General features: G+C 59.1%; 23 protein-coding genes and 1 pseudogene. 6 read left to right on the top strand and 18 right to left on the bottom strand.

The genetic code is table 11. From position 1 onward, the window contains the following. Position 1: 1 nt before the first annotated feature. From XH96_RS04535 to XH96_RS04490, 10 genes are all read right to left on the bottom strand, one after another. Positions 2-784, bottom strand: coding sequence for a 3-hydroxybutyrate dehydrogenase (locus XH96_RS04535; protein ID WP_194391244.1), 783 nt, complete (start codon positions 782-784; stop codon positions 2-4). 42 nt (positions 785-826) lie between these two features. Further along, complete coding sequence (locus XH96_RS04530) at positions 827-2,002, bottom strand: patatin-like phospholipase family protein (RefSeq protein ID WP_194391243.1); 1,176 nt, start codon at positions 2,000-2,002, stop codon at positions 827-829. Between the two features lie 33 nt (positions 2,003-2,035). Continuing rightward, entirely contained in the window at positions 2,036-2,836 is an 801-nt protein-coding gene (locus tag XH96_RS04525; RefSeq protein WP_194391242.1) for an acetoacetate decarboxylase, read from the bottom strand. A gap of 84 nt (positions 2,837-2,920) precedes the next feature. Beyond that, complete coding sequence (locus XH96_RS04520) at positions 2,921-3,877, bottom strand: MBL fold metallo-hydrolase (protein WP_194391241.1); 957 nt, start codon at positions 3,875-3,877, stop codon at positions 2,921-2,923. Positions 3,878-3,953: 76 nt separating this feature from the next. Further along, entirely contained in the window at positions 3,954-5,159 is a 1,206-nt protein-coding gene (locus XH96_RS04515) for an NAD(P)/FAD-dependent oxidoreductase (protein WP_194391240.1), read from the bottom strand. A gap of 44 nt (positions 5,160-5,203) precedes the next feature. Further along, on the bottom strand, positions 5,204-6,061 hold the full coding sequence (locus XH96_RS04510; RefSeq protein WP_246790142.1) for an alpha/beta fold hydrolase: 858 nt from the start codon (positions 6,059-6,061) through the stop codon (positions 5,204-5,206). A gap of 226 nt (positions 6,062-6,287) precedes the next feature. Next, positions 6,288-7,238: an AraC family transcriptional regulator gene (locus XH96_RS04505; protein ID WP_194391238.1), complete on the bottom strand. Its 951-nt coding sequence runs from the start codon at positions 7,236-7,238 to the stop codon at positions 6,288-6,290. 214 nt (positions 7,239-7,452) lie between these two features. Beyond that, positions 7,453-9,555, bottom strand: a complete 2,103-nt coding sequence (locus XH96_RS04500; RefSeq protein ID WP_194391237.1) for an ATP-binding protein — start codon at positions 9,553-9,555, stop codon at positions 7,453-7,455. Next, positions 9,548-9,985: a response regulator transcription factor gene (locus tag XH96_RS04495; protein ID WP_194391236.1), complete on the bottom strand. Its 438-nt coding sequence runs from the start codon at positions 9,983-9,985 to the stop codon at positions 9,548-9,550. The genes XH96_RS04500 and XH96_RS04495 overlap by 8 nt, the downstream gene beginning before the upstream one ends. A 65-nt stretch (positions 9,986-10,050) precedes the next feature. Beyond that, positions 10,051-10,692, bottom strand: a complete 642-nt coding sequence (locus XH96_RS04490; protein WP_194391235.1) for a response regulator transcription factor — start codon at positions 10,690-10,692, stop codon at positions 10,051-10,053. A 514-nt stretch (positions 10,693-11,206) separates the two neighbouring features. On the opposite strand from XH96_RS04490, the gene XH96_RS04485 reads away from it, so the two are divergent. Beyond that, entirely contained in the window at positions 11,207-12,136 is a 930-nt protein-coding gene (locus tag XH96_RS04485; RefSeq protein ID WP_194391234.1) for an AraC family transcriptional regulator, read from the top strand. A 276-nt stretch (positions 12,137-12,412) separates the two neighbouring features. Here the strand turns inward: XH96_RS04485 and XH96_RS04480 are convergent, their stop codons facing one another. Together XH96_RS04480 and XH96_RS04475 are read right to left on the bottom strand one after the other, a co-directional pair. Then, a complete protein-coding gene (locus XH96_RS04480; protein ID WP_194391233.1) occupies positions 12,413-13,402 on the bottom strand; it encodes a glutathione S-transferase family protein in 990 nt (329 codons plus the stop codon). 198 nt (positions 13,403-13,600) lie between these two features. Then, positions 13,601-14,440 (bottom strand): glutathione S-transferase family protein, encoded by an 840-nt coding sequence (locus XH96_RS04475; RefSeq protein WP_210337853.1) that lies wholly within the window; start codon positions 14,438-14,440, stop codon positions 13,601-13,603. A gap of 486 nt (positions 14,441-14,926) precedes the next feature. Between XH96_RS04475 and XH96_RS04470 the strand changes: the two genes are divergently transcribed. Together XH96_RS04470 and XH96_RS04465 are read left to right on the top strand one after the other, a co-directional pair. Next, positions 14,927-15,580 carry an FMN-dependent NADH-azoreductase gene (locus XH96_RS04470; protein WP_194391232.1) on the top strand — a complete coding sequence of 218 codons (654 nt, stop codon included), beginning with the start codon at positions 14,927-14,929 and terminating at the stop codon, positions 15,578-15,580. Positions 15,581-15,698: 118 nt separating this feature from the next. Then, entirely contained in the window at positions 15,699-16,562 is an 864-nt protein-coding gene (locus XH96_RS04465) for a tryptophan 2,3-dioxygenase (RefSeq protein ID WP_194391231.1), read from the top strand. A 426-nt stretch (positions 16,563-16,988) separates the two neighbouring features. Here XH96_RS04465 and XH96_RS04460 read toward each other — a convergent pair whose 3' ends face one another. From XH96_RS04460 to XH96_RS04445, 4 genes are all read right to left on the bottom strand, one after another. Continuing rightward, positions 16,989-18,347: an amidase gene (locus tag XH96_RS04460; protein WP_194391230.1), complete on the bottom strand. Its 1,359-nt coding sequence runs from the start codon at positions 18,345-18,347 to the stop codon at positions 16,989-16,991. 6 nt (positions 18,348-18,353) lie between these two features. Next, positions 18,354-19,424 (bottom strand): iron-containing alcohol dehydrogenase, encoded by a 1,071-nt coding sequence (locus XH96_RS04455; RefSeq protein WP_194391229.1) that lies wholly within the window; start codon positions 19,422-19,424, stop codon positions 18,354-18,356. A 100-nt stretch (positions 19,425-19,524) separates the two neighbouring features. Further along, a complete protein-coding gene (locus tag XH96_RS04450) occupies positions 19,525-20,691 on the bottom strand; it encodes a VOC family protein (RefSeq protein WP_194391228.1) in 1,167 nt (388 codons plus the stop codon). Between the two features lie 133 nt (positions 20,692-20,824). After that, positions 20,825-21,781: a LysR substrate-binding domain-containing protein gene (locus XH96_RS04445; RefSeq protein ID WP_194391227.1), complete on the bottom strand. Its 957-nt coding sequence runs from the start codon at positions 21,779-21,781 to the stop codon at positions 20,825-20,827. A gap of 202 nt (positions 21,782-21,983) precedes the next feature. On the opposite strand from XH96_RS04445, the gene XH96_RS04440 reads away from it, so the two are divergent. Further along, a complete protein-coding gene (locus XH96_RS04440) occupies positions 21,984-22,601 on the top strand; it encodes a glutathione S-transferase family protein (protein ID WP_194391226.1) in 618 nt (205 codons plus the stop codon). Positions 22,602-22,623: 22 nt separating this feature from the next. Here XH96_RS04440 and XH96_RS04435 read toward each other — a convergent pair whose 3' ends face one another. Further along, positions 22,624-23,343 carry a nitroreductase gene (locus XH96_RS04435; protein WP_194391225.1) on the bottom strand — a complete coding sequence of 240 codons (720 nt, stop codon included), beginning with the start codon at positions 23,341-23,343 and terminating at the stop codon, positions 22,624-22,626. 218 nt (positions 23,344-23,561) lie between these two features. Next, positions 23,562-23,867 (bottom strand): annotated as a pseudogene (locus XH96_RS04430) (integrase); the annotation flags it as partial. A 640-nt stretch (positions 23,868-24,507) separates the two neighbouring features. Between XH96_RS04430 and XH96_RS04425 the strand changes: the two are divergent. Both XH96_RS04425 and XH96_RS04420 read left to right on the top strand, forming a co-directional pair. Continuing rightward, positions 24,508-24,810, top strand: a complete 303-nt coding sequence (locus tag XH96_RS04425) for a hypothetical protein (RefSeq protein ID WP_194391224.1) — start codon at positions 24,508-24,510, stop codon at positions 24,808-24,810. Positions 24,811-25,559: 749 nt separating this feature from the next. Further along, the gene (locus XH96_RS04420) at positions 25,560-25,793 is read left to right on the top strand and encodes a hypothetical protein (RefSeq protein ID WP_194391223.1); all 234 of its coding nucleotides are present in this window, start codon (positions 25,560-25,562) and stop codon (positions 25,791-25,793) included. Positions 25,794-25,944: the final 151 nt, after the last annotated feature.

Here is a 25,944-nt window from a genome sequence, read left to right as displayed (position 1 = left end):
GTTACTGGGCGGTCCAGCCGCCATCAACCGAGACGGCGGTTCCGGTGATCTGGTCGGCGGCGGACGAACATAGGAAAGCGACAGTGCCGCCAAGCTGCGCCGGAGAAACAAATTCGAGGGACGGCTGCTTCTCCGCCAGGAGTGTCCTGGCGGCTTCCGTCCGGCTGACCCCTCTTTGCGCAGCGATGTCGTCGATCTGCTTGTCGACCAGGGGCGTTTGCACCCAGCCCGGACATACTGCATTGCACGTGACCCCGCTCCCGGCAGTCTCCAGGCCGACCACTTTGGTCAAGCCGACCAGGCCGTGCTTGGCCGCGACGTAAGCTGCCTTATGCGTCGAAGCGACGAGGCCGTGCGCGGAGGCAATGTTGACGATCCGCCCCCAACACTGCTTCTTCATCTGCGGGACCGCCGCCGCAATGCCGTGGAACGCGGCCGACAGGTTGATCGCCAGGATCGCGTTCCACCTGCCGGCTGGGAATTCTTCGACCGGAGCAGTGAACTGGATGCCGGCATTGTTGACGAGGATGTCGAGCCGGCCGAATTTCTCGACCGTCGCTGCGATCAATCCGCGCACGGCCTCCTCCTTCGACATATCGGCGCCATCGTAAACGGCGCGCACACCATGCTCGCGTTCGATGCCGCCGCGGATCGCCTCGATCTCGCTGGCATCGCCAAAGCCGTTCAAAACGATATCAGCCCGGAGCTTGGCCAGCTCCCTAGCGATACCGAGCCCAATACCGCTGGTCGATCCGGTGACGACGGCTACCCTGCCCTTCAACATGGGAGTTCCTTTCGATGCTTTGGGATGAGATTTGCCGCGAGATCAGTCACGGCGGTGGACGTCGTGCGTAACAATGCCGAGCTCAGGAGCTGGCGGGTCGAGCCGCCGCGGATCGGCTAACGTACGGCGGATATCCTCCAGACCGCTCTGCCAATGCGCCCGCATCGCGTTCAACCCGAATTCGTAATCCTTTGAATGGCGCTCGTAGATCTTGGACTGGTAGATCAGATGGATGATGTTGCAGGAGCGATGGCGAGCCATGTCCGCGATGGCGCGGATTTCCGGATCCTGCTTTGCGCCATCCGGCAACATTTCGAGGATTCGTTGCAACGCCTGACGCATCTTCTGCATCCGAAGCGCCTGGTCCGTGATGGCGCGTGTGCGGCTGGAATACTGAATGTCCTTCTGGCGGCTGGACACCTCCATTAGGTCATTCGGCACACGGCCCCGCGCCGACCAAAGGTCAACCTGGAAGGTCAGCGTGTCGCGCGGCTCGCTCGACAGCACTCGGGATAAAGGCGTGTTCGAAACGACGCCGCCGTCCCAATAGTGCTCACCGTCGACCTCGACCGCTGGGAAGCCCGGCGGCAGGGCACCGGATGCCATGAAATGCTGCGGTCCGAGCCGGCGTTCAGCCGTGTCGAAATAGGTCAGGTTGCCCGTACGGACGTTGACCGCGCCAACGCTGACGCGCACCTCCCCCGCGTTCAGCCGATCAAAATCGACAAGCCGCTCCAACGTCTGCTGCAATGGTGAGGTATCGTAGAAACTCGTCGCCGCGTTGCCCGAGAAGGGCGCCAGGAACGGTGGCGGGAAGCGTGGCTTGAAAAAGCCGGGTTGCCCCTGGAAGAGGGCCCTGAGCGCCGCCAGGGCATTGTACGCTGAGCGGAGATCGAAGGCGAACGGCATCACATTGGCAAGCCCTTCGCCGACCGGCCATTCCACCGCCGCCGCGCAGATGCTCTCCCAGAACTTGCGTAGCCGTTCGATCCGCTCGGCCTCGGGCGAGCCGGCAATAATGGCGGCGTTCAGCGCGCCGATCGAAATGCCAGCCAACCAGTTCGGCCGTATGCCGGCTTCGTGCAGGCCTTCGTAAACGCCGGCTTGATATGCACCAAGCGCGCCGCCACCCTGAAGCACCAGGGCCACGACATCATATGGCAATGGCTTGGCCGCTTGCGGCGCCGGATCGATTTTCCCGCGCATGACGTTCAACATTTTCTGAAGCTCCGGATGTAGGGCTGATCTCGGTCAGCCGGCATTTGCTTCGATCGAGACGTCGGAGACCGAGCCGCGGCGCGGAGTTGCCTGGTCGGCGGCAAGATAGTCGTGGACCACGCCGCCGAGCCCGAGCGTCAGGTCCACGACCAGGTGCTTGGCCGACAGCACCTGCAGCACCGGCAACTCGGCCACGGGTGCCAGGGCATGCGAGTACAGATCCAGGGCAGCGGGCCCGGTCCAAGCGCCCTTCACGGTGATGTCCTCGAGGTGGAAGCGGACCAGCTCGCAGATGCGCGGTGAACCATCGACATGCGGAATGATCTTGAGCAGGAAATTGGGAGCTGCGAGCTTGCGGGCTTCCGCTGCGGTATCGAGCGTGCGGTGCTTGTAGCCCATGGTGCCGGTCGCAATGCGGACCGAGCCGTAGTTCAATGTGCCAACCAGCGTGTCGATTTCGACCTCCAGCTTCGGTTGTGCCAGTTTCTTGGGAAACCCCCACAGTTCGCGCCCGCCCGCAATCGGCGGATGGTCGTTCAGAAACATCTGATGGGTGAAGCCACCCAGCTGGCCCTTGTAGGTTACGGGAATGACCTGGCCGCTCTCGGTGTAGTCGCCGAAACCGGTGGAATCCGGCATACGGATAAACTCGTAGTTCACCACCGGTTCGGCGACTTCCAGCGGTTCCGGCACCACACGGCGCAGCGCGTCGGGATCGGTGCGATACTGGATGATGAAATACTCGCGGTTGACGAAGCGATAAGGACCGGGAGGAAAGGCCGGGCTTCTCAGCGGCATCGCGAACGACGATGCACGCACGGTCTCGTGTTTCACGATGGTAAGCTCCAAGTTTGTCGGGGGCGGGCGCATCGCGCTTATCGGCACCCGCCCCTGGTTCGGATTTGACTCAACGCACGGTCAGTAGTCCCAGAACGCCGGCACCCATCGGAAGGCGTCGCCGGCGACCGCGACATGACCGACCGACGGGAACGGCATGTGCGTGGCCACCAGCAGTTCGCGGTTCGCCGCCAGCTCGCGCAAAAGTTCGATCCGGACGCGGGCGGCTTCCTCGGGATCGTGCTCGAAGCCGTTGTGCCAATCCGGGTGCTCGAACCCGACGGTGAAGACGAGGTCGCCGGCGAAGGTCAGTCGGTCGCCGCCGGAGGCGACGCGGACCACGCTGTGTCCGGGGGTGTGGCCACCGGTGCGGCGGACGACGACGCCCGGCGCAACCTCGTGCTCATCCTCGAACGTCCGAAGCTGGTTGTGGTACTCGTTGGCGAACCGCTTGGCGGTGGCCCGAAGCGCCTCCGGGAATCCCGGCGGCATCGAGACGCGGGAGAAATCGGGCGCCTCCCAGAATTTGACCTCGGCGGCCGCCACGTGGATCCGCAGGTCCGGACGCAGCCGATCCTTCACGCCCTCGACCAGCAAACCGCCGACATGGTCCATGTGCATGTGGGTCAGCACCACGTCGGTCACGGATGCCAGATCGATGCTGGCGGCTTCCAGTCGCTTGACCAACTGCCCGGCCCGCGGCAGGTGCAGATCCGGATCCAGCCCAAGACCCGCGTCGATCAGGATGGTCTGCGCTCCGCTGCGCACCACGACCACGTTCAGCGCCCAGTCGAACGCGTCCGGCGGCAGGAACATGTCGTCCAGCCAGGCGGCGCGGGCGGTCGGGTCGGCATTGTGCGCCAGCATCTTGGACGGCAGCGGCAGCACGCCGTCGCTGATCACCATAACATCGATGTCGCCGATCTTCAGTGCGTAGCGCGATGGTACCAATTCGTCGGCTTTCGATCTAACGGAGCGTGCGGCAGTGTCTAAGCTCATGGTTGTCTCCTGTTGAGTATTGCGGATCATCCGATCCATCTTCGAGATTCGAGCGATCGATCCTGAGCGGCTCGTGCTTCCCGCGCAGAAAGCGCGGTCAGTGCTCGTGAGGCGTTCAGAGATCAGTGACACGCTCCGGATCAGCGGACGCAAGAGCGGCGGCACGCTCGGCTCGCGGCGGATAGATCCAGACGGTATTGATATCCCTCTTGGTCTTCTTGGCTTCGTCGCCAACCATTTCGACCTTGCGCTCCCAGCCTCGCGTGAACAGCGCGCCGGCTTTTCCAAGATCGAGGCAGGTGACGTAGGCCTTCTGGTGGTACCGTTTGGTGGGGACGCCGAGCAGCTCGGCGGCCGCATTGTTGCCAGCGAAGGCGCCCATCCGCGTGGCATGCTGGCAGGACATCAGCGCGTAGTTGCCAATCTGGTCACATGCCGCTCTCGCGGCATCGCCGGTGGCAAAAACGCCAGGCACCGACAGCACGCGCAAGTCGGGATCGACGAACAGGCGTCCAAAGTTGTCGCGCTCAGCGGGAATCTGCGCGGTTAGCGGAGCGGCGCGCATGCCGGCCGCCCAGATCACGGTGCCGCTTTCAATATGCTCTCCGCTGGAAAGCGTGACGCCGGACTTGTCGAGCGAGGTGACGCCAACGCCGAGCCGAGTCTCCACCCCCAGCTTATGCAGCGCAGACTCGATGATAGGACGAGGACCTTCGCCCATGTCGGGAGCGATCGAACTGTTTCGTTCGACGACGACGACACGCGGCTTGGCATCCTTGCCGAGGATCTCATGAAGCCGTGCGGGCATTTCTGTCGCGACTTCGATGCCAGTGAACCCGCCGCCGGCCACGACCACCGTGTCGCGCATCTGTGATACCGGCCACCCCGCCAAGTGATGCAAATGCCGATCGAGGGCGATCGCGTCGTCGAGCTGGTCGACACTGAAGCCGTGTTCGGCGAGCCCGGGGATACTGGGACGAAACAGCCGGCTGCCAGTGGCGACAATCAATCGGTCGTAGGTGAGTCTCTGCTTCGCTCCCTTGGCCGCAACGATGTCTACCACTTGGGACTTGATATCGATGGACTCGGCGCTGCCTTTCACATAGGCAACGTCAACGGCCTTCAGCACGTCCAGGAGCGAAGCTGTCAGGGTCTCCGGCTTCGGCTCATAGAGCCGCGGTCGAATCACCAGCTTCGGCTCCGGTGAAACCAACGCAATTTCAAGCGCCTCGGGCGAAACGCCCTGGATGTCGCGCAGCCGGGCCGCAGAGAGAGCGGCATACATGCCGGCGAATCCGGCGCCAATGATGACGAGTCGCATTTGTTTACTCCTTGGGATTGACTCTCTTCGATGAGGGCGCCGAGCTACGCGCCCATGAATTTGAGCAAGTCTGCGTTGATTATGTCGGGATGCGTCGTACACAGACCGTGCGGTAGCAGATCGTAGATTTTCAGAGTGCTTCGTTTCAGAAGCTTCGCCGACAAGGCTGCCGAATCGCCAACGGGCACGATCTGATCGTCGCCGCCATGCAGGACGAGCGTGGGGATGTCGATGCTCTTCAAATCTTCGGTGAAGTCGGTTTCCGAGAAGGCCTTGATGCCATCGTATTGCGCCTTGGCGTTACCCATCATTGCTTGGCGCCACCAATTCCAGATCACCGCCGGGGACGCCTGTGCACCTGGGCGATTGTAGCCATAGAACGGGCCACTCGCGAATTCGAGATAGAACTGTGCCCTGTTCGCTGCGAGCTGCTTGCGCAATCCGTCAAGCACCTCAATGGGCACGCCCGCCGGATTGGCTTCGGTCTTCAACATCAGGGGAGGCACGGCCCCGATCAGGACCAGTTTGGCCACCCGGTTCCTGCCGTGACGCGCGACATAACGTGCGGCTTCGCCTCCGCCCGTGGAATGACCAACATGAATGGCATTGCGAAGGTCGAGATGCTCGACCACAGTCGCAACGTCGGTTGCATAGTGGTCCATGTCATGGCCATCGCTCACTTGGCTCGAGCGGCCATGACCTCGCCGGTCATGGGCAATGACTCGATAGCCCTTGCTGACGAAGAACAGCATCTGCGCGTCCCAGTCGTCGGAACTGAGCGGCCAACCGTGATGAAAGACGATCGGCTGGGCGGACTTCGCCCCCCAATCCTTGTAGAATATCTGTACGCCGTCCTTGGTAGCGACAGAGGTCGTGGGATCGTTTCCTTGTGCAGGCAACATCGAATGGTCCCTCTCCTTGCCAATCGCCGAAGACGAGCGAACAGTCAGCGATGTCGCGCCAATGAGCGCGCTCGCCAGCAAGTTTCGACGTGACGTGGCTAGGCCGCTGAAGAGTTTTTCCGAAGTCATCCATTCGTCTCCGTGTCGTCAGATCGCTTACGGCTATCTAGGGGATCTCGGGGACCGCTGCCCAAGAGCGATTGCGCCGATTGCAGCGCGATTGCGACTAACGCGTGCTGCGCCGCCAATTGGTCGGTGTCTCGCCGGTCAAACGTTTGAATGCCGCGGCGAACGCGGTCTGAGAGCCGTAGCCAAGGGCTTCCGCCACCGCGACGACCGATGCATCGGTATCGCGCAGCATCTCCATGGCCTGCTCAAGTCGTCGCTGGCGCAGCCAGGCATGAGGCGAAAGGCCTGTGCTCTCCTTGAAGGCACGGCAAAAGTGGAAGCGCGAAAGACCGGCCTCGGAAGCGAGTGCTCCGAGGGAAACGTCCGCATCGCTATCGGAGCGCAAGCGCTCGATGGCGCGGCGCAGGACATTCGGCGACAGACCGCCCAGAGTTGGCCGAACCGTGATCGACGAGCCAGCATGTGCCGCCAAGAGGCGCGTCGCGAGAAGATCCATCAATTGCTGCCTGAACAACGCGTCCAGCGTCGCGTGTCCTTCCAGAACATCCACTGCACTCATCAGCAACCGGGATGTAACAGGATCCGAGTGCACTGTCCGCTCCCGAAGATCGACGGGCGCGGCCGCGTCGGCTTCGTCGGCAACGCGCGAGAGTGTTGCGTGCGGAAGATAGAGCTGAAGGACATGCATCGGCCGGTGAATATCCCACCGAGAGGTTGAGCCAGCCGGAATGAGCGTCACGACGCCGGGACGCGCCGTTCCGATCGCAACTGATCGTCCGGTGCGCCGCTCAAGCCGTTGTACGCCGGTCGGGTAGGTCATGATGACGTGATCGACCATCGGCTTGACGACGTCGTGGACGGGCTCGTGCTTCCAGTATGCGATCGTGCCGCTGGACGGTTCCAACGCAACGCGAAAGGGCTTGGTCCTGAGCACGCGTGCCATCTCTTCATTGGCGGGGCGCCGCTCACCGGCCAGCGGATCACTCCTATCCGACTGCGTCGCGCCGGGCGCATTGTCCAGGGGGGCGCGCAAGATGGGCTTGCTCATGAACTTCCACTCGCATTGGGGAAGAACGTTCATTCCGCGCGTCTGCGGATGCATCGCTTCCCGTGTGCTGCGATCATGGCGGCGAGCGCTGTACGAGGGCATCGTGCAGCGGGTCTGGTCGCGCTGGTTCAGCGGATAGATCGACCTATACCTCGGTATAGTTCGGGAGAGATACTCCCCATCACGGGCGCATTCCTTGCAAACGCAGGCGCACTTAGCGAATGAGAGCGACAACGCTGGAATCGGGACCGGCAGTCCCCGGCACCGGAAGCGTGAAGCGAAAATGTGCGCCGCCATTGGGGCGATTCGCGCCCCAAATGTTGCCGCCGTGGGCACTGATGATCGAATGGCAGATCGCGAGGCCGATGCCAATTCCGGCATCCTTGGTGCTGAAGAAGCTGTCGAAGATGCGCGTGAGGTTTACGTCAGCGATGCCAGGCCCGTTGTCGAAGATGGAAAGGCCGACCGAGCCGTCTTCGTCGATCGAAGTTTGGACGTCAATCCGGCGAATCGGCTGACCGGACTGCACAATGGCCTGGACGCTGTTGACGAGCAGGTTGATGATCACCTGTTGCAACTGAATGCGGTCGCCCAGCACCTGGGGAAGCTCGGATGCGAAGGTCGTCGACAAGGCAATTGATCTTGAATCAATGTCGTGGCGAATGAATAGCAGCGCTTCTCTTGCGACCTCATTTATATCCATGAGGCGCTTCTCCGGCTCATGCTTCGCCGCCATACCCCGGATGCGATTAATGATCTCGCTCGCGCGTCGCGCGTTCGTCACGATTCGGGACGTGAGCTGGGTGACCTTTTCGAGGTTTTGATCAGCGCGCGCCAGCCACCTCAAGCTTGTCTCGCCATTGGTCACGATGGCTGCAAGCGGCTGGTTGATTTCATGCGCGATCGAAGTTGCCAACTCTCCGAGAGTTGCGATGCGGCCCGCATGCGCGAAATCAGCTTGAAGTTTCCGAAGTTGGCGCTCTGCGTTCAACCGCTCACTGATGTCCTGGATCGTGATTAAGGTGTTGTCGAGTTGCTCGGGGGGCACAGGATATGTGACCGTGAACAGGACATCGATGAGCGAACCGTCGAACGCGCGGATCCTGGTCTCTTCTATGAGATTGCGTCGACCTTCAAAGTGAGCCACCATGACCCGCTCGGCGAGCCCCGGGGCGGCAGCAAACAGGTATCGAACGGGCTTGATCAGGTCGGCGAGAGTATGAGCCCGAAACAGTGAGACCGCATCGCGATTGACGTCCGTCACTCGAACGACGTCCTTGGCGTGCTCGACGAGGTCAGGATTTCGGCTCAAATAGGAGGCGATATCGCGGACGCCCTTTGCCTTCAATTCGTCAAAGACCTCGCCCGCGCGTCGTGAATCGACTTGCCAGAGAGCCGTCGGTAGGTACTGAATGAGCTTGCGATACCGATCCTCGCTCGCCTGCAACTCCCAGGACGTGCGGTCATCATCGATCGCGCCGTTGATCGTCACGAGCACGGTGCCTGGCGGTTTTGGCTCGGCAGAATGCCACGCCCGGATGATAGGATTGCGTATAGTGCCGCTCAGGACCATTCTGCGAGTCTCAAGGCGCGAGCGGTCCATGGCAACGTTTTCGATTAGTCCGGCCAGGATTGAGCGGCTTTCAGCCGGCCAGAATACACCGATCGACTGACCGATCATCTGCTCGTGCCCTGCATGTGCCCCGAACATGCGAACCGCGCGATCATTGGCGGCGAGAATTCGAGTTGCGGTAAGCAGTCCGTTGACCCACTCCGGATGCTGATCAAGGTCGATAGCGGCTCCGCGGCGCCTGTGCTCCGCGATTGCATCAAGCAGGGGCCGGGCCGGCGAGGCATCAAGCTCCCAAGCAGCGGCCAGAGATCCCTGCAACTCGGCATCCATGCGCAGGTATGCTGCTTCAGTGAGTGGTCCCGCATTTCGGCCAAACTCAACGATATCAAGGACGGCGCCGGTTGCGTCTCGCCGCACCACTTGCCGCACGGCGGCCGCAATCTCGACGCCGGTCAGGCTACGCCGAAAGACGATACCCTCCCATCGACCTTCGCGGAGCAGTATGTCGATGTGATCGATAACGGATTGGCCGCGCGAGCCGATTTCTGCCATGTGTCGACCGACCATTGCCATGGAAGGCCAGCCGTACAGGACTTCCGATGCGGCATTCCAGTACTGGATGACACCGTGCAGGTCGCTGACGATGATGCTTTCGGATACAAGGTCAGCCAGGTCCGTGCCGGGAGCGGAGGCCGCGAGATTTGGCTGGCCGCCTTGCGATACCTGTCGGGCGAGTTTAGTCATCTGATGGTGGATCCCGTCGGTCGTTGCGTCGCGAGCGGCCTGCGCAGTTCATTGCGTTCTGCAGGAGATGAAACAGCACCTCATCATTCACTGGCTTCGTCAGGCAGGCATAGGCACCGCCCCTCAGTGCGCGAGCCTCTATCGCCGGACTCGTGTCCGCGGTGATAAAAATGACCGGCATCGACGAGCCCAGCTCTCGCAATCGCTCCTGTAGTTCAAGCCCGCTCCGCCCGGGCATACTCACATCGGTGATCAAGCAATCGAAGCGGCCCGGCTCAAATTCGGCCATGAAAGCCTCCGCCCGGTCAAACGAGCGACACGCAACGTCCAGGACCAGGAGGAGATCGCAAAGAGCCTCTCGTACAGCTTGGTCGTCATCTACGATGGCAACTAGGGGTGTTTTGGACAAACAGATGTCTTTCGCTGGCATGGCCCGACGACCATCTGCCCATTGTTGATCGGGTTGTACCTATTCCTTGGTGTAGGCTGGGTTACCTACTTCCCTCGAAGTTCCGCAGGAAGTGCTTCCCAAATCCGGATCAATTCTCCGACTGACGTTGCTTTCAGCTTTCTTGTCCCGTTGCCGCGATGCAGCTTCACAGTGATCTCGCTTATGCCAAGATCAAAGGCGATCTGCTTGTTGAGGCGGCCCCTTGCTACCTCACCTAGGACTTCGCGTTCGCGCGGAGTCAAGGTTGCAAAGCGGGCAGCGTGTTGCGTGATGCGCCTGGCCGCGGCTCTTTGCGAGACATCCTTTTCGATCGCCGCCGCGACGGCGTCGAGGAGCGTCTGGTCTCTGACTGGCTTCGTCAGGAAGTCGACGGCTCCCGCCTTCATTGCCTGGACGCTCATGGCGATATCGCCATGACCCGTGAGGAAAATGATCGGTCTGGTGTTGCCGTTCAAGGCCAGACGCTGCTGCAGATCCAGCCCGCTTGCTCCGGGCATGCGAACATCGAGAATCAGGCAGCCGGGCCGCTCCGGAAGATCGGCACACAACAATTCCTGCGTCGAGCCAAAGCAGCACGCGTCGATGCCGACCGACAGCAAAAGCTCCCGAAGCGCGGACCGGATCTCCTCGTCGTCGTCCACGATCAAAACAAGTGGGCGGTCTGCAGTGTTGGAATTAAGAGTCATAGGTAAGCGCGTTACGTGCGAAGAAGGCTGCGAGCCCGTGGATACGGTTGCCCCAAGCATTTGGGTGGCCTCCCGATCGCTTCTGCCCCGCGGTCTTTCGCTGCCTCTTCGCAGATGCCCGTAAGGTCCATGTCATGACACGGCCATCACGGTCACTTGGCTTTTACGGCGTGTTTCTAGGACTCGCAGGGTGCCCGCGTCTTGCCCAAAGCCGTCATGTTTTGGCTCATTCCGTGCCAAACGAGGACCATGCGACCACGAGTCACGGAATCACCAGTGCTTGCGAACAGTTACCACCTGCGCTCGGGATTCCGCCGCAGTTGGTAGCAGCAGTTGATTGGGTCGACCGCATTGAGATTGCTTCCGAAGCCGTTGCGACTTTCGCGACGATGTGCCCTCACGAAAAGTTGCATCCCGGGGCGGCCGTAGACAGCCCCTTGCCGATTTCCGATAATACAGCGCAAAATTCGCATGCCAATCAGAGCCTGCAATCTAACCTTCCGGATCAATTCAAATGGCACAGGCCGGCGTCTATGGATCGAGGCTCGGACAACCCTTGCAGGCGAAGAATGCACCTTCGCTGATTGCACGTACGCTGCGCAGCGCCGAACTGGCGGTGACTGAAACCCGAAACGACGGCCCGGTGCCCGGCCTTTCCGGTTCCCTGCCCTCCGCGGACGCTTACCTCGTCAGCCTTAAATTTCGTGACTATCCGGACTGCGAGTGCTGGGAGCGAGGCCGAAGTGTCATCAAGACGAATATCCACGGCGGCGCAACCTATCTCTACGATCTGAAACGCGATCCGCGCTACGTCATCGACAAGCCGTTCCACTCCCTCTTTTTCTATCTTCCACGCTCGGCTCTTGACGACATCGCGAGGCAGGCCGGTGCACCGCGCATTGGTGAACTCGCCTATGAACCGGGTATAGGCCACGACGACGCGGTCGTCCGTAACCTCGGAGCGTCGCTCTTGGACGCTCTCCGTCGAGCGGACGAGACCAACCAGCTTTTCGTCGACCACATGTTGCACGCACTTACTGCGCACGTCGCTCAGGCCTATGGTGGGCTCCGACCTAACGCCAAGCCGATCCGCGGTGGCCTTGCTCCGTGGCAGTTAGACCGTGCTTGCGATAGGCTCGAGTCCGACCTCGCGGGAAAACTTTCACTACGGCAGATCGCGGCCGAGTTCGGTCTTTCAGTCGATCATTTTTCGCGAGCGTTTCGAATCTCCACGGGTCTGCCGCCGCATCGATGGCTGCTTCGCCAGCGAGTGAAGGCAGCCCAGCAGCTGATGACCGTTCGCGATGTGCCTCTATCCGAGGTGGCGAAATCGGCCGGGTTTGCCAATCAGAGCCACTTTACCAAGGTCTTTTCGACCATAGTCGGCGTCAGCCCGGGAGCCTGGCGGCGAGACATGCGGGGCTCATCGGACAGCGAGACCTGATCCTGATTACTTTATTGCGGCTCATCCCACGCGTCGTCAAACCGACACTCGTGATGGCGATCGCCCCAGCAGCACGTGACGTATTTTCCTGACCACCGCAAGCGACATGCGCGCGTTCTACGCACTACAGTGGTGAAGCGACCTTTCCTAAAACAGGCACGTTTTGTCTGATCCTGCTGTGCGCACAGCAGTGCTAACGCTCGTTGGAGGTTACCAAACGCCCGTCGGCGCTCGTTGCGCCCGGGCGGGCGGGTACCCGTTCCCAGGCCGGAAATGCTATTTATCTGCCGAGAGCCGTTCGCGCCCATGCGCCGCGCCAAAATCGTGCAGAGGGCCCGCAGGGACGATACCCGTGGGATTGATGGAGCGATGGCTCTGATAGTAGTGACGCTTGATATGCTCGAAATTAACGGTCGATGCGATCCCTGGCCATTGGTAGACGTCACGGACGTACGCGGAGAGGTTGGGATAGTCGGCAACAGATCGAATGTTGCACTTGAAATGGCCGAAATAGACGACGTCAAACCTGATCAGCGTCGTGAAGAGCCGGATGTCCGCCTCGGTCAAACGATCGCCGAAAAGGAAGCGGCTATCTGCCAGACGCTCTTCGAGCCAATCCAGTGTCTCGAACAGCGGACCGACAGCATCATCGTAGGCAGCTTGTGTGGTAGCAAATCCCGCCTTGTAGACACCATTGTTGAGCGTGTCATAGACACGGGCATTCACGGCATCGATCTCGTCTCGAATCTCGCTAGGATAGAAGTCGCCCAATCTCGCACCAAGGTGATCGAACGTGAAATTCATCATGCGAACGATTTCGGACGATTCGTTGCTGACGATAGTGCCTTGTTGCTTGTCCCACAGCACTGGCACAGTTGCCCGACCAGTATAGTGGCTGTTGGCCATCGTGTAGATCTGATGCAGATATTCCGCGCCGTTGACATGGTCGGGTATCACTCCCGGCCCCTTCGAGAAACTCCAGCCGCGCTCGGCCATCAGCCAATGCACAATGGATGCGGAGATCTTGTCTTCAAGACCCTTGAGCACTCGCATGATCAGTGTTCGATGGGCCCAGGGACAAGCGAGACTGACGTAAAGGTGATATCGACCAGCCTCAGCTCTGAACCCGCCAACACCGCTCGGACCAGGACTTCCATCGGCGGTAATCCAGTTGCGGAAAGCTGCGTCCTTGCGGACGAAAACGCCGCCGGTCGCGCCGGTGTCATACCAGGTGTCACGCCATTCACCTTCGACCAACAGTCCCATACCGTCCTCCTGGCGTGATCATCTCGCGGGTTCATCTCTGGTAAGAACGAGAGACAAGAGTCTTATGGCTGGCACCGGTGAGTTTGTCGAGAATGCCGATCGGCGGTGCTTGGATCGCGCCTATATCACGTATTCCAATCACTAAAAGCGGCTCCGATCGGGAGCCGCATTCTGGCGCCAAAGGCAAAGGCCAAAGCTCTAGTGCTTCTTGAAGCGTTCGATGCGCTCGCCGGGCGGATGACCAGGCCAATTGATTACGCCATTTTGCATCGACGGCGAGGCAAAGAGCCGTTCAGCGTATTCGGACACCCTCGGGCAGTCCTTCCACATCCAATCGTAACCAAGAAAGAGAAGCCGGAAGAGACTTACACCCCAGAAGATATCAGCCAGGGTAAATCCATCGGGCATCAACCACTCGTTTTTGCTTTCCAATCTTCGATCCAGTTGCACGATAGTGCTGTGCGTTGCTTCGATAATCCTCCGCATATTGGTCGGCTGCGATATGAATTCACGCCCCGCTTCTTCCTTTATGATCTTGTGCCTGTAAGCTTCGCGAAGAATGGAGTCTACCGGTAAGCCCTCCAAACGCTTTCGTACTAGTTCGATCTTCTTGTTGTGAGCCCCCTGCATTCCCGCGCGAATTTCTTCGGGGCGATCGTCGCCGTCGGGATTTGCGCCGTAGAACAAACCGGCATGTGGTATTGTGTCGACAATTGCTATTTCAGTCCAAACCCTGTTTTGCCATTGCAACGGCACCAACGCCCCTCCACTCAAGATGTCGAGATAGGCCGCAATCAGACGTGAGTCCGCGACAACTTCTCCCTTCTCATGATCGACCAGCGTGGGTACCGCCAGGGGGTCAAAGCCCTCGTTCTCAACACTTGAGCTCCCGGAATAGCCGCTAACGAATGGTCGGCTCCGCGCGATGGCAGACGCCATGCGGAGCTTCACATATTCCGCCGAATAATTTTCGCTGAACGGCGGCATAATGATCAGCTCGCTGCTGGCGAATGGAGCCCGGATCTGGAATAGCGCCACGCGAATCTTCTGAGAGCAGATCGACATAGTGAAATGAAAAAGCTCGAGTCGTGGAATTAGCGACTGGTCGCCTCTCGGCTTCGGATGCACACCGCCACTCGACACTATGCACCTCCGCTCAGGATCTCCGATTGCGGAATTCCGCGCTTGCTCCGCCAACGCGTCGACAGACGTTCTTAGATTGGTAGTCATAGCGCTTCCTGAATGTTGGGGGTCTGGCACGCACGCTTCTGCCGTGGCCAGACTAGTCGCGGACCGCTCGACTAGAAGCCGACATTTTTCGAACCAAGCGTTCAAGCTATCGGACGATGCTTCCGCCGCCGAGGGAAGGCAGGATCTCGCGACCATCGTTCCAATTCATGGAACGATGCGTCCGATAACGCCCGGCTTCCCGCCCTGCCCGCGCTGTATTTACGTCCAAGACGGCCATCGGCTGCCGCATTGACGTGGTCGGCGGCTGACTCCTCAAAACTCTGGAGCTAAGAAATGACTTGTCTCTTGGTAATTGAAGCGAGCCCACGCTTTGAACATTCGACTTCCCGCATCTTGACTGCTCAGTTTGTCGAGAAGTGGTCGCGCCTACATCCGAATGCTTCCGTCATTAGGCGCGACCTTGCGCGATCCAACCTACAATTCGTTGACCTTCCGTGGATCGGAGCCGCATTTACCCCGCCTGACCAACATTCGCCGGAATCCGCTGCGGCCTTGAAGACATCAAACACCTTGATCGAGGAACTCAAGGCTGCCGACCACATCGTCATCGGCACGCCAATGTACAATTTTTCCATACCGGCACTCCTCAAAGCTTACATCGATCAGATCGTGCGCGTCGGCGTTACGGTCTCAAACACCTATGAAGGCATGTTGAAGGGCAAAAAGGCGACCGTGATCCTCACGACGGGCGGCGACTTCTCTCCTGGAGCTCCATTCGCCTCAGCCAACGTGGCGAGCTCGTATCTCAAACAGATTCTCGGGTTTGTCGGCATTACCGACGTCAACATCGTTCTCGCCGTCAAGACTCTCACTATCGACCAAGGTGAGACAACCCTTGCGGATTTTGCCAAACGGTTCGATGCCGAAATCTCTGCGGCCGCAGCATGGCCGAGAACGGACCGTTTGGAGTCTCTGACCGTCGCTTGATCGTACACTTTGAGTGACAGATTTGATCGCTCAGGATGCTGGCCGTTCCAGAATCCTGCAAACCAAAATACATTCCGGACCAGTAACGAAACTCAGGCAGAATGGGAGCACCAACGCGATGAACGTCCAGATCACCGACAAAGACAGATTTGAACAGACACCGTATAGTATGTGGCTGCAGACAGAGATTCTGCACACGCTGCAAAGGACGGTGAGCGATCATCCAGGGGAGTACTCGTTCATCGTCAACTGTCAGGTCATGGAGCTTTATTGGGCTCTCATTGTCCGAGAACTTCAGGCCGCACAGAGCAGTCTGAGACAGAATGACCTTGCGAAGGCTCAGCAAGCCTTGCGCCGAGTGGTCGATGCACATGAACCACTCAATGCCACGTGGCGTTCTCTATCGTGGCTGACCCCGTCTGACCTGCTTCCGATGCTGGGCGCGGCTGGAGCGACGTTAGGGCGCGACACTGCTCTCCAAGGTTGGACCTACCGCCACATGGTCTATCTGTTCGGAATCAAACAAGGGGAACATTTGGAGCACTTCAAGCCGCAGCCGCGCAGATGGCAGCAACTGAATGAGGCCCTTAACGCTCCGAGCGTCTACGACGACGTGCTGGCATTCCTGCATCGTGAAAAGCTTCCCATTCCTCGAGCTCAGTTTGAGCGTGATTTCGCTCAGCCGTACAAACCTAGCCCCGAGGTCGAGCGGGCTTGGCAAATTGGGTACGATGAGCGACCCGAGATCAAGAACTTGGGTGAGACACTTGCCGATATTGCCGAGGAGTTCACGACCTGGAAATATCGCCACTTAATGCTGACCCGACGTACCTTGGGATCTCGTAAGGCCTACTTCGGCGTCTCCGGAATTGAGTGGCTGACGCCGACTCTCGAAGAGATTCCATTCCCGGAACTCTTTTCGGCCAGGACGTTCATCGGCGATCCTCCGGCGGGCTGCCCTGTGGGCAAAGCCAAGGAGTGAGCTTTCGCAACCGCCAGAGTTTTGGGAGGGAAGCAGCCGTGACGGCCGCTTCCCTCCGACCCGCGCGGATCGGCGTTCCTGCAATGGGGACTTGGTTCTTGCACGGAACCGATAGCAGGCGCGGAGTGAGCGAATGCTCATTTGGGACGCCAAGTCAAGGCCGCGCCTTGTCTTGTGGGATGCAGCAGCTTCAATTGGCCATTGCAGCCGGCGTCGGCATCGCAAGCATTCGCCGGATTGAGAGAATGACTGGTGCAACCAACGCCCAGTTCGAGACGGTCGAAAAGATCCGCCGGGCGCTCGAAGGGGCTGGCGTTGAGTTTATCGGAGAGCCTAAGCCCGGCGAGTGCCTTCGACCCAAGCAACTAGGCCATCGCTTATTTCGATGCGCAGAAACATCGATCATCCGCCGGCGGCCAGCCGGACCTAACTAATTGCATTGCTGCAGCTGAGCTCGATGACCAGCCTCTGGAACTGCACCGCGGCATTAATGACATCGCGATCCCTTCCTCTGCGGCCCACGATCTGCAGGCCCGCCGGCAGGACACCGGCTCTTCGCGGCAAGGGCAGAGTCACGACAGGATATCCAACGAGGTTGAAGGGTGCCGTGTAGGTCATGAGCGCTTTGCGGACGTCGCCGCTCCATGCTCCAATCCGGACATCGTCCGCTCCTACCAGGGGTGCAGTACAGGGGCACGTAGGCAAGATGAGAAGCTCAATTTGCTCAAAAAGGGATGCAATCTTCGACGAGAACCGCCGCCTTGCCTCTTGGGCTCGTGCGAAATCGTCGATGCTGAGCATGCGCGCACGCTCGAGCCTGGCCACTGTCTCTCTACCGTAGCTTTGGCGAATTAGCTCTGAGGAGTTGCGCGAAAAATGTATCATACCTCCCTCGGCCAGCACCAGGTTGGCAAAGATCGAGTAAGCCTCATCTAGGCGTGTCTCGATCTCCATTAGGTTATGATCATGACGCAACCCTTCAACGACCGTCGAAAGGTCGCTCCAAATGGCCGCGTCGACCGGAACATCGCTTGGCACTTTAAGTACGCCAATCGTTCGCTTCACGTTGGCGTCACGCCAGGAGTCATCTGGCGTTACGTTCATGCCCAAAGCACCGGCAAGAACGATGAGATCCTCGGCCGTTTGGCAAATCAGGCCCACATGGTCCAGCGTTGGAGCGAGTGGAAATACTCCATCGGGTGAGAGAACGCCGTACGTCGGCTTTAGTCCAACTACCCCGCAAAGTGCGGCCGGAATTCGAACCGAACCTCCTGTATCCGTGCCAATAGCGACCGGAACCACTCCGTAAGCAACTGCTGCGGCCGAGCCACCGCTCGATCCTCCCGGAATTCGCGCGGAATCGTTTGGATTGAGCGTATTGCCAAACGCTTCGCTCGATGTAGTGACGCCCCAGGCAAATTCGTGTGTGGTCGTCTTTCCAAGGATGATTGCACCGGCATTGCGCAGATCACGAACCACCCGGGCGTCGGCTCTCGGAACGTTACCGATGTAAGCGGCCGATCCATACCGGGTCTCAACACCAGCGGTATCGATGATGTCCTTGACGACGATCGGAATGCCCTCAAGAGCTCTTGCCGAACCTTCTGCGTATCGCCAGTCGCTCTCGGTTGCGAGAGCCAACACGCTTTCATCGATCGCCGCAAAGGCATTCAACTCAGCTGCACAACGTTTTGCCTTTTCAAGTGCTACTTGCACAAGTTGACGCGATGTTGTCGCGCCCGACTGAAGCTCAACTAGCATCTCGGCCACGGATGGCGACGTCATCCTGGCTCACCACAGGCTTCGTAACAGGGCTTCAAGTTTTCGATCAGCGTCTTCTCCAAGATCGGCGACTTCGCTCTGATAATTCGCTCGCAGAAGATCAGTGATCTCCGGAAGCGCCGACAGTCCTATCTCAAACGATCGCAGCCGATTTGGTAACCCGAGGTGCGCCACTAGACTCTCTATTCTGGCGGCGAGTGCCGCCCCTGGATTAGGTTCTCCTGGCAAATTGAACACCCGAAGTTTATTGCCATACCGCGCTTCACAATTTCGGATGACAGGCGCAAGCGTTATGCATGACGTGACGCTATGCGGAAATCCAAACGTCCCACCCAAGATATGTCCGATTCGATGACTGAGCCCGTAGATGACGGATGCCGGATAGAAATAGCATTGCCACGCGGCCAACTGCAGCTGAAGCAGAGCGTCCGGGTGAACCGCTCCTCGTTGAACGGCCTCGCCGGTTTCCAGATCGGTTGGCCACTGCTCCAGCACGTCAAAAAATCTACTCGCCCCTGCCGCAGCCATGATGGCGTGTGGGTGGTCGACGTCGACTAGTCGCATGCCTTCGATGGCATGATCCAGCCCCTTGACGGCAGACGACAAGAGCAACGCCCGGGGAGTGTTGATGAGCAAGCTCGGATCCATCAGCACAATCTTCGGAACTGTGTCGCGCTCGGCGTAGCTCCTCTTGAACGGTCGCGCCCCCGACGTTTCCGTGACACCGAAATAGTGAGAGAACTCGGATCCAGAGAGAGTTGTCGGCAGAGCGACTATCGGGAGATGGCGCCCCTGACGAAGTGAATGAAAATGAGAAACGGCCTTGGCGGCATCCAAAACCGAGCCGCCTCCATAGGCGACGATCGAGCGGGCGCCCGCTAGGATGCAGCGGTCAAGCGCACTTTCGATCGCTGTATCGGGCGCATGAGGCGGAAAATCGGAGATGATTCCTGAGACGTCGTGAAGATGCGGAAGAATGAGCCGATCGGTTGAGCGCAGCAGCGGCTCAACCGTAAAAATCATTGGCCGCTCGAGGCCGTCGTGAGCCAGCTCCCGGAGGGCCGCATCGACGATACCCATCCCCCACCGCAGGGTTTCCTGCGGTAAGCACCGCAGGATCCCCCCGCTAATTACACGTTCGGAGCGAGGCGCGGCTGGCTTCAGCACGGTGCCGGCTCCTTCAATTCCGAGGAAGCGGTACAGGAGCTGGGCGCAACGCCATATTGCGCTCTATCTCGATGCGGCGATCTTCCAAATCCGGCGCCAAGCAAAGCTTGGTCCCGAGCTCTTCAGCGGGTTCATCGATCGTCAGTTGGGTTGGCGTGGAAAGGGCGCAAATGTGCCCATCCGGATCCCGGAAGTAGAACAGCTTGCTGTAGAGGCAGTCATAAACGTCCGACACCTTCACGTCAGCCCGTTTTAGGCGTTGGTGCTCATGCGCAAGAGCCGCGTCGTTCTCCACTTCCAAGGAAAAGTGATGCGATAATCCTGTGCCCAAATGTCCGGCGGAATACCCAGGCAGCCCAAAGAAGGTCAAGACCGAGCCAGGCGAGAGGTCATCGTCGCAGGCGTAGTAATAGTGCGTACCTCCGCGCTCATCCAAATAGTCGGTCTTTTTGATCAATCGAAGCCCGACCGTTTCGACGAAGAACTTTTCGGTTCGCTCGGCGTTCGAGGAGATCGACGTGATGTGGTGAAAACCGCGCAGCGCAAAGTCATCCGTAATCGACGGGACGGCACGGGGCCAAGTTTCGGCTGCCGTCAACACCTCGTCGCGACCCCCAATAAGGTTCTCCTTCGGCTGAGACCGGAAGCCAGACCCGAGAACCGCTTCATCGTGCCCGAACCCAGGTTCGGTGGTCGCGATTTCGATGATCGCGCCATCGGGGTCGCGGAGGTAGATCGCATGAAAGTAGTTACGGTTGTAGGGCCCCGTAACGTGGATACCCTGGTCGGTGAGTCTCCGCTTCCATTTCAAGAGGCCGTTTCTTGTAGGAACGTGAAGAGCCAGATGATGGTTTGTACCGGCCCCCCAACGCCCCTTTGGGTCTCCAACCCGCGGCGACGTAACGCCAGCGACGGCCGTCTTTGGATCCACGAATCCAGTTTGCGGCATCATGTAGAAAATCGGATTCCACTCGATGTAGCTGATCGTGTGACCGCGCTTCGTCTCGCCCTTGAATCCCTGAAATCCAAAAGTAATGACTGGCAATCGCGAGTCCAAATGATGGACAGTCCGCTTCACGACTGGCAGGCCAAGAAGTGTTGAATAGAAGTGCTCAATCCTGCCGAGATTTGCGGCCACAAATACCTGGTTGTTGACGCCGCCGATAGTCATGTTGTTCATCTTAAACCCTCGCGATCACAGGCCGCTGAAGCGGCGTCTCTACCCATCGCGAAGGATGGCAGCGCTACTGAGGGATATGAAGATACTCAGCGAAGGACGTAGCGTTCAATTTGTTGGACGGAGAGGCAAATCCTCAGGTCGATCGCTTGCTCGACGCTTTGACGTGCACGTCTTCCGCCGGCGCAGGCTCGAATGCGGTCACGCGCGGTATCTCCGACGCCAGGAAATCGACCAAGGCCCTGACCGCAGGAAGAAGGCCCCGCTTATATGGGATAAGGGCCGAGACGCGCGCGTCTGCCGCAATCCAACGCGGCAATATCTGCTTCAGCTTTCCCGCAGCAATTTCGTCTCGGCAAATGTAACCTGGCAATGCGGCGATGCCCAGATTGGCGCATGCTGATTCCTTCAGCGCAACAAGGTTGTTGCTCTGAAAGCGAGGTGCTGTCTGCACGATGCACCTGCGGCCGTTGGGGCCCGTCAATACCAGATTCGATGAGCTCGTCCTCGCTATCGAGATAGTATCGTGTTGGGCAATTTCCTCAGGGGTGGCGGGGGCACCCCTGGCGTCCAAATATCCAGGTCCGGCGAACAAGTACCACGGCGCGCGCGCGATGGCCCGCTGGACCAGTGATGAATTCTGCAACGGCGAGGTATGGCCCCGCAAAGCCAGGTCGAAGCCGTCGGCGACGATATCGACGAGGGCATCCGTAGTAATCTCGACGATCTGAACTTTCGGATACTTCTTGAGAAATATCGGTATCAGGTCCTTCAATGCGAACTGAGCGATTTCGACGGCCGTCGTCATTCTGATGACGCCGCTGGGCTCGGTTGCCCTCTGGCGCACCGCCTCCTCCGCGACCTCGGCCGTCTGCAGCAATGTCTGAGCGTAATGATAGAACTGCGTCCCCACTTCGGTCATACCGAAACGACGCGATGTTCTGTTGAGTAACGTTACGCCCAAAGTGCCCTCGAGTTCTCTTATCCGATGGCTCAAGGTGGATTTCGGCAAGCCCAACGATCTACTCGCAGAGGTAAAGCCCCCTCTGTCAACAACCTGGACAAAATAGAAGACATCCTTGAGATCAAGCATGACGCAAGCTGATTGATGTGTACCTCAGGCTGACAAAAGACACGGCTCGCACTTTTAGATGTACAGTTCGATTTAAGCTATTCTAGACACCCGCCGTTCTGACCTCAACAGGCACACCCCTTGCTTGTCTCTCGACACCAGTGGCTCGTATTCTGTCTCGAACTCGATGCCCATCGGAGTAAGCCATTCGCCGGAGTAAGCCATGTTTCGTCTTTACGATAGCCTGCTATCTGGAAACTGTTGGAAGGTCCGAATTCTGCTTTCTCAGCTGAACCTCAAGTACGAGAGAATTACTCTGGACTTGGTCCGAGGCGATACTCAACAACCGGATTTCGAAAGAATTAGCCGGTTCTCGAGAGTCCCGACATTAGTGTTGGAGGATGGTCGCCCCATCGTGGAGTCCGGCGCCATCTTGATGCATTTGGCAGAAGGAACGCGTTTTCTTCCTGGCGACCGGCATGCGCGCACGGAGGTGCTCAGCTGGCTGTTTTTCGAACAAGCCGATCTTCAAAAGGCCATCGCATATCCACGTGTTTACAATCTTCGCGGCCAGGCATCCCAGATGGCAGGCGAAATCGCCTACCGGCAAAAGGACGGATACAGCGCTTTACAAAAACTCGAGGACTGGATTGGAAATCGAGACTGGCTAGTGGGTAATGGCTACACGATAGCCGACACTGCAGTCTTCGCCTACGTGTCCCTGGCTGCAGAGGGCGGATACCAGATGGAGCGATACCCCGGAATTCTCAGATGGTTGGACGACGTACGATCGATCGATGGCTGGGTACCGCTTATCGAAGGGACGGCCCCTTCAAGATAATCCGTACCCAGCACAGGGATGTCTAGACGTCGAGGAACGTTGCGAACTTCTCCGGCCCGAACTTATCAAGCGCCATGTTGTTCTCGGGAAGGCCGTTGTCTGCGTAGCCAATACACATGCCGCACACGACCATATCGCTTTCAGGAATGCCAAGCTCCTTACGCAGCACTTGATATTGCAACGACCAAATCTGTTGAGGAAGCGTATCAAGTCCTCGGCCCTGAGCCGCCAACATTACCGTTTGGAGGAAGGCGCCGTAGCAGATGAAGCTTGCGGGGACCAGTTTCCGGTCCATCGTGAAAATGAGACCGACTGGCGCGCCAAAGAACATAAACTGTCTCGCTACATCGCGGCGGCGGCTTTCCTTGTCGCTTCTTTCTACCCCCTGCGCGTCTCCTAGTTGACCACGAAACTTGGTGAAGACCGACAAATGGGGCTCGTGAAGTGGTTCCGGAAAAAATGGATATTCCGGAGTCAGTTTGTCATGGTTGTCATTGAAATTCTTCACCGCTGCAGCAACTACGCGCTCGCGGGCCTTCCCGGTCAATACGTAGCATTTCCACGGTTGAGTGTTGCTCGAACTAGGGGCGAACCTAGCGATCGAGAGGATGTCCTTAACAACTTCGGTTGGAACGGATTTGTCTGTAAAGCCACGTTTCGCCCGACGACATTTGATGAGTTCATCAATGTAAAAGGGGCTCTCATCATCCTTCTGCACGTGCCGCTGAAGCTCTAGTGTCATTGCATCCCCCGAATCCTTTGAACCAAGACCGCATGGCCGTATGACCCATCTTCGGAGTTCAGCTGCCATCTAGGGAAGTAGCAGATCTTCGAACTTATCGTTCAACAAATTCGAACGATGCGGCACCCCGGTCCTAGGCTGCTTCTTGCGCCTGGTCGCGCCTCGGAGGTTTTTCGTTGCTACTAAGGCTAGCCCGCCAGGACTGGTATAGACCCTAACTAAGCCGCCAATTGGCACTCCTGCTCGATCAGCTGTTGGTCGCCACTCGAAGCTCTCTTTAGGAAGCGCGCCAGGGCGGCCTTTCGCGAATCGCGATCCAACGCGTAGGCAGTCTGCTTGAACTCGATGCCATCGAGGAGCCCTTGGATGTAGCCGGAGATCGTGTCCGCAGCCATGATGAGGGCCGTGTCAAGTGTATGGATGTACTTGCTCGTTACCGAGCCCTTGGCATGGCCAACCAGCGCCGCGATCGTCACCTCGGTAAAGCCGAGATCGTTGGCGATGCTCGCGAAGCTGTGGCGCAAACCGAGGTGACATAGGTCCCTGTAGCCCATGATCCGCAGCGTTGCCGGACACTGGCACGCCATCGGCATGGCGGTCCAGCATATAGCGGATCAGCGTCGCGCGATCGGCGCTTTCGGCGTCGGTCTTGCGCCAAGCGCAACCGAGCAGTCCTCCGAAGTCTCTAGGACGAGGCAGGTGTTTCGCTAGGCATCGTTGGAATGACGGATCCACATGACAAGACCCTTCTTTGACCTCGCGGGATTTCGAGCCAGAGCCGGGTTCGACTCCCGTCGGGTGAATTGTGGAGTCTGGAACGGCACAGGCGTGCCCGCTACCGGAAGCCTGCTATTTTATTTTTGTCGGCGAATACCGCGCGTCATCCTGCTGGTATTTGTGCTGGTATCGGCAGCAATTGACGACAAAAGTCGCTTCAAATTCAAATGGTTATGGCTCTAGGCAGTTAGAGGCCAGGGGCACCACGCTTCGCCCTTCGGGCTACGCGTGGCGCGGCCATGCGAAGCCCGAAGAAGGGCGAAGCGTGTCCGGCGAAGCCTCTTGGCGAAGGCGGACTGGCTCGGCAAGCTCCGCTTCCCTCCCTAGCCATCTCCCCATGTCCCCTGTATAAACCGTCAGCTTCTTCCGTCACTCGAAGGAGCTCACATGAACGACCTGCACGCGTGGCTTTCGCAGCAACACCACGGCTTGCGGACCTTCCAGACCTTTCAGCAAAAGCTCGAGACGCTCGGCAGGGACAATCCCGCCCAGCGCGGTCTGTGCCGTCTGTTGAGCGGCCTCGTCGGCAGCTATGTCGAGGCCTTTGACGAGGCCCCGCTGCCGGTCGACGTCGCCGATCGTGCTTACCGGCGCCTGCTGACGCTGGTCGGCAGCCTCGATCCGCACGGAAACGCCGACCGCCGCCTCGCCGACATCAACCGCGTGGCGATCTGCAACTTGTGGCGGTGACTGGCACGACGAGCTGGCACAGATCGACTTTCAAACGACGGGACACGCCAGTACAGCCTCGCGACGCATCACGCCCGAGTCTTGTGCTTCTCTCGACGCCCCTTCGTTGGAAGGGCGCAGGGAAGACCGGGCGCCGGCTGGCACCCGCGGTCCGCTGTGCGCAAATTGCGCGAAGACAGATGCACAGCGGCATACAGGGCAGCCTGGACATCCCGGCCTTCCCTGCGCAGTGGTTTGACGGCTTATGGCGCGCTCTCCCCGGGGAGCGATGCACTATTGCCCCCGTCGCCTTGCAGATGACTGATGCGCGCGCCCGGTCGGGCCGCACGCACCACCGCAAGCCTTGACGCACAGACCCCGGGCGTCAGGACCACACGCTTTTGCCGTACGCTCGAATCGCACCGGTCGTGTGCGCGCCGCTCAACGGCTCACGGGCCAAACCCGCCCTGCGATTGCATGCGCGCCGATGCGCTCCACGCCCACCGCCACCCGGCCCGCGTATCGTGACGATCGCGAAACGCCCCTATCCTTGGGCCGGGGTGAGGGACACATACGATATTTCCGAATTTCGGTCAATCGGAATTTTTGATGCCATACCCTTGACTTTCTGCCTCGAGCACGGGAAAGCGGCGCCTGATCGACCGTCGCGCAACCGATTGACGTTGCGCGGAACGCCGCCAAGCGTTCGACTTCGCCGGGCTAAGACCTATATCCTCTGGCAGTGATGTTGATGCAGCGGGACAGCTTCGATGGCCAGGAGACGCACGACGGATACGGACGCCGACGACCTGCCCCGCTATTTCGTCTGGGTCCGGGGCCTCGAGGGACCCGAGCCACAAAAATGGATGGCGATGGATTTCGGTATCGGTGACTGGAAGCGGCCGCTCGTGCTGGCCTATATGGAACTGCCGGAGGACGAGCGACACCTGCCGCTTGCCATGCTGGCGCGTCGCTATCCGCCGCCACGGGTCGACCTGTCGTAGGCCGGGGCAGCGCCAGGATACATGATCGCGCTTGCTCCCTAAGGGCGTCCTGATCCAGGATGCACCTTTATGTCCGTGACGCAATCATTGATTGAACCCGGAGCATGCGGCCTGAAACGGGCTTGAACCTTCTCCGGTCGCATTGTCGGAG

Origin of the sequence: Bradyrhizobium sp. CCBAU 51765, assembly GCF_015291725.1 — a bacterium.
Lineage (GTDB): Bacteria > Pseudomonadota > Alphaproteobacteria > Rhizobiales > Xanthobacteraceae > Bradyrhizobium > Bradyrhizobium liaoningense.
Note: the sequence above shows the minus strand (reverse complement) of the source record. Positions and strands in the feature narration are given on the sequence as shown.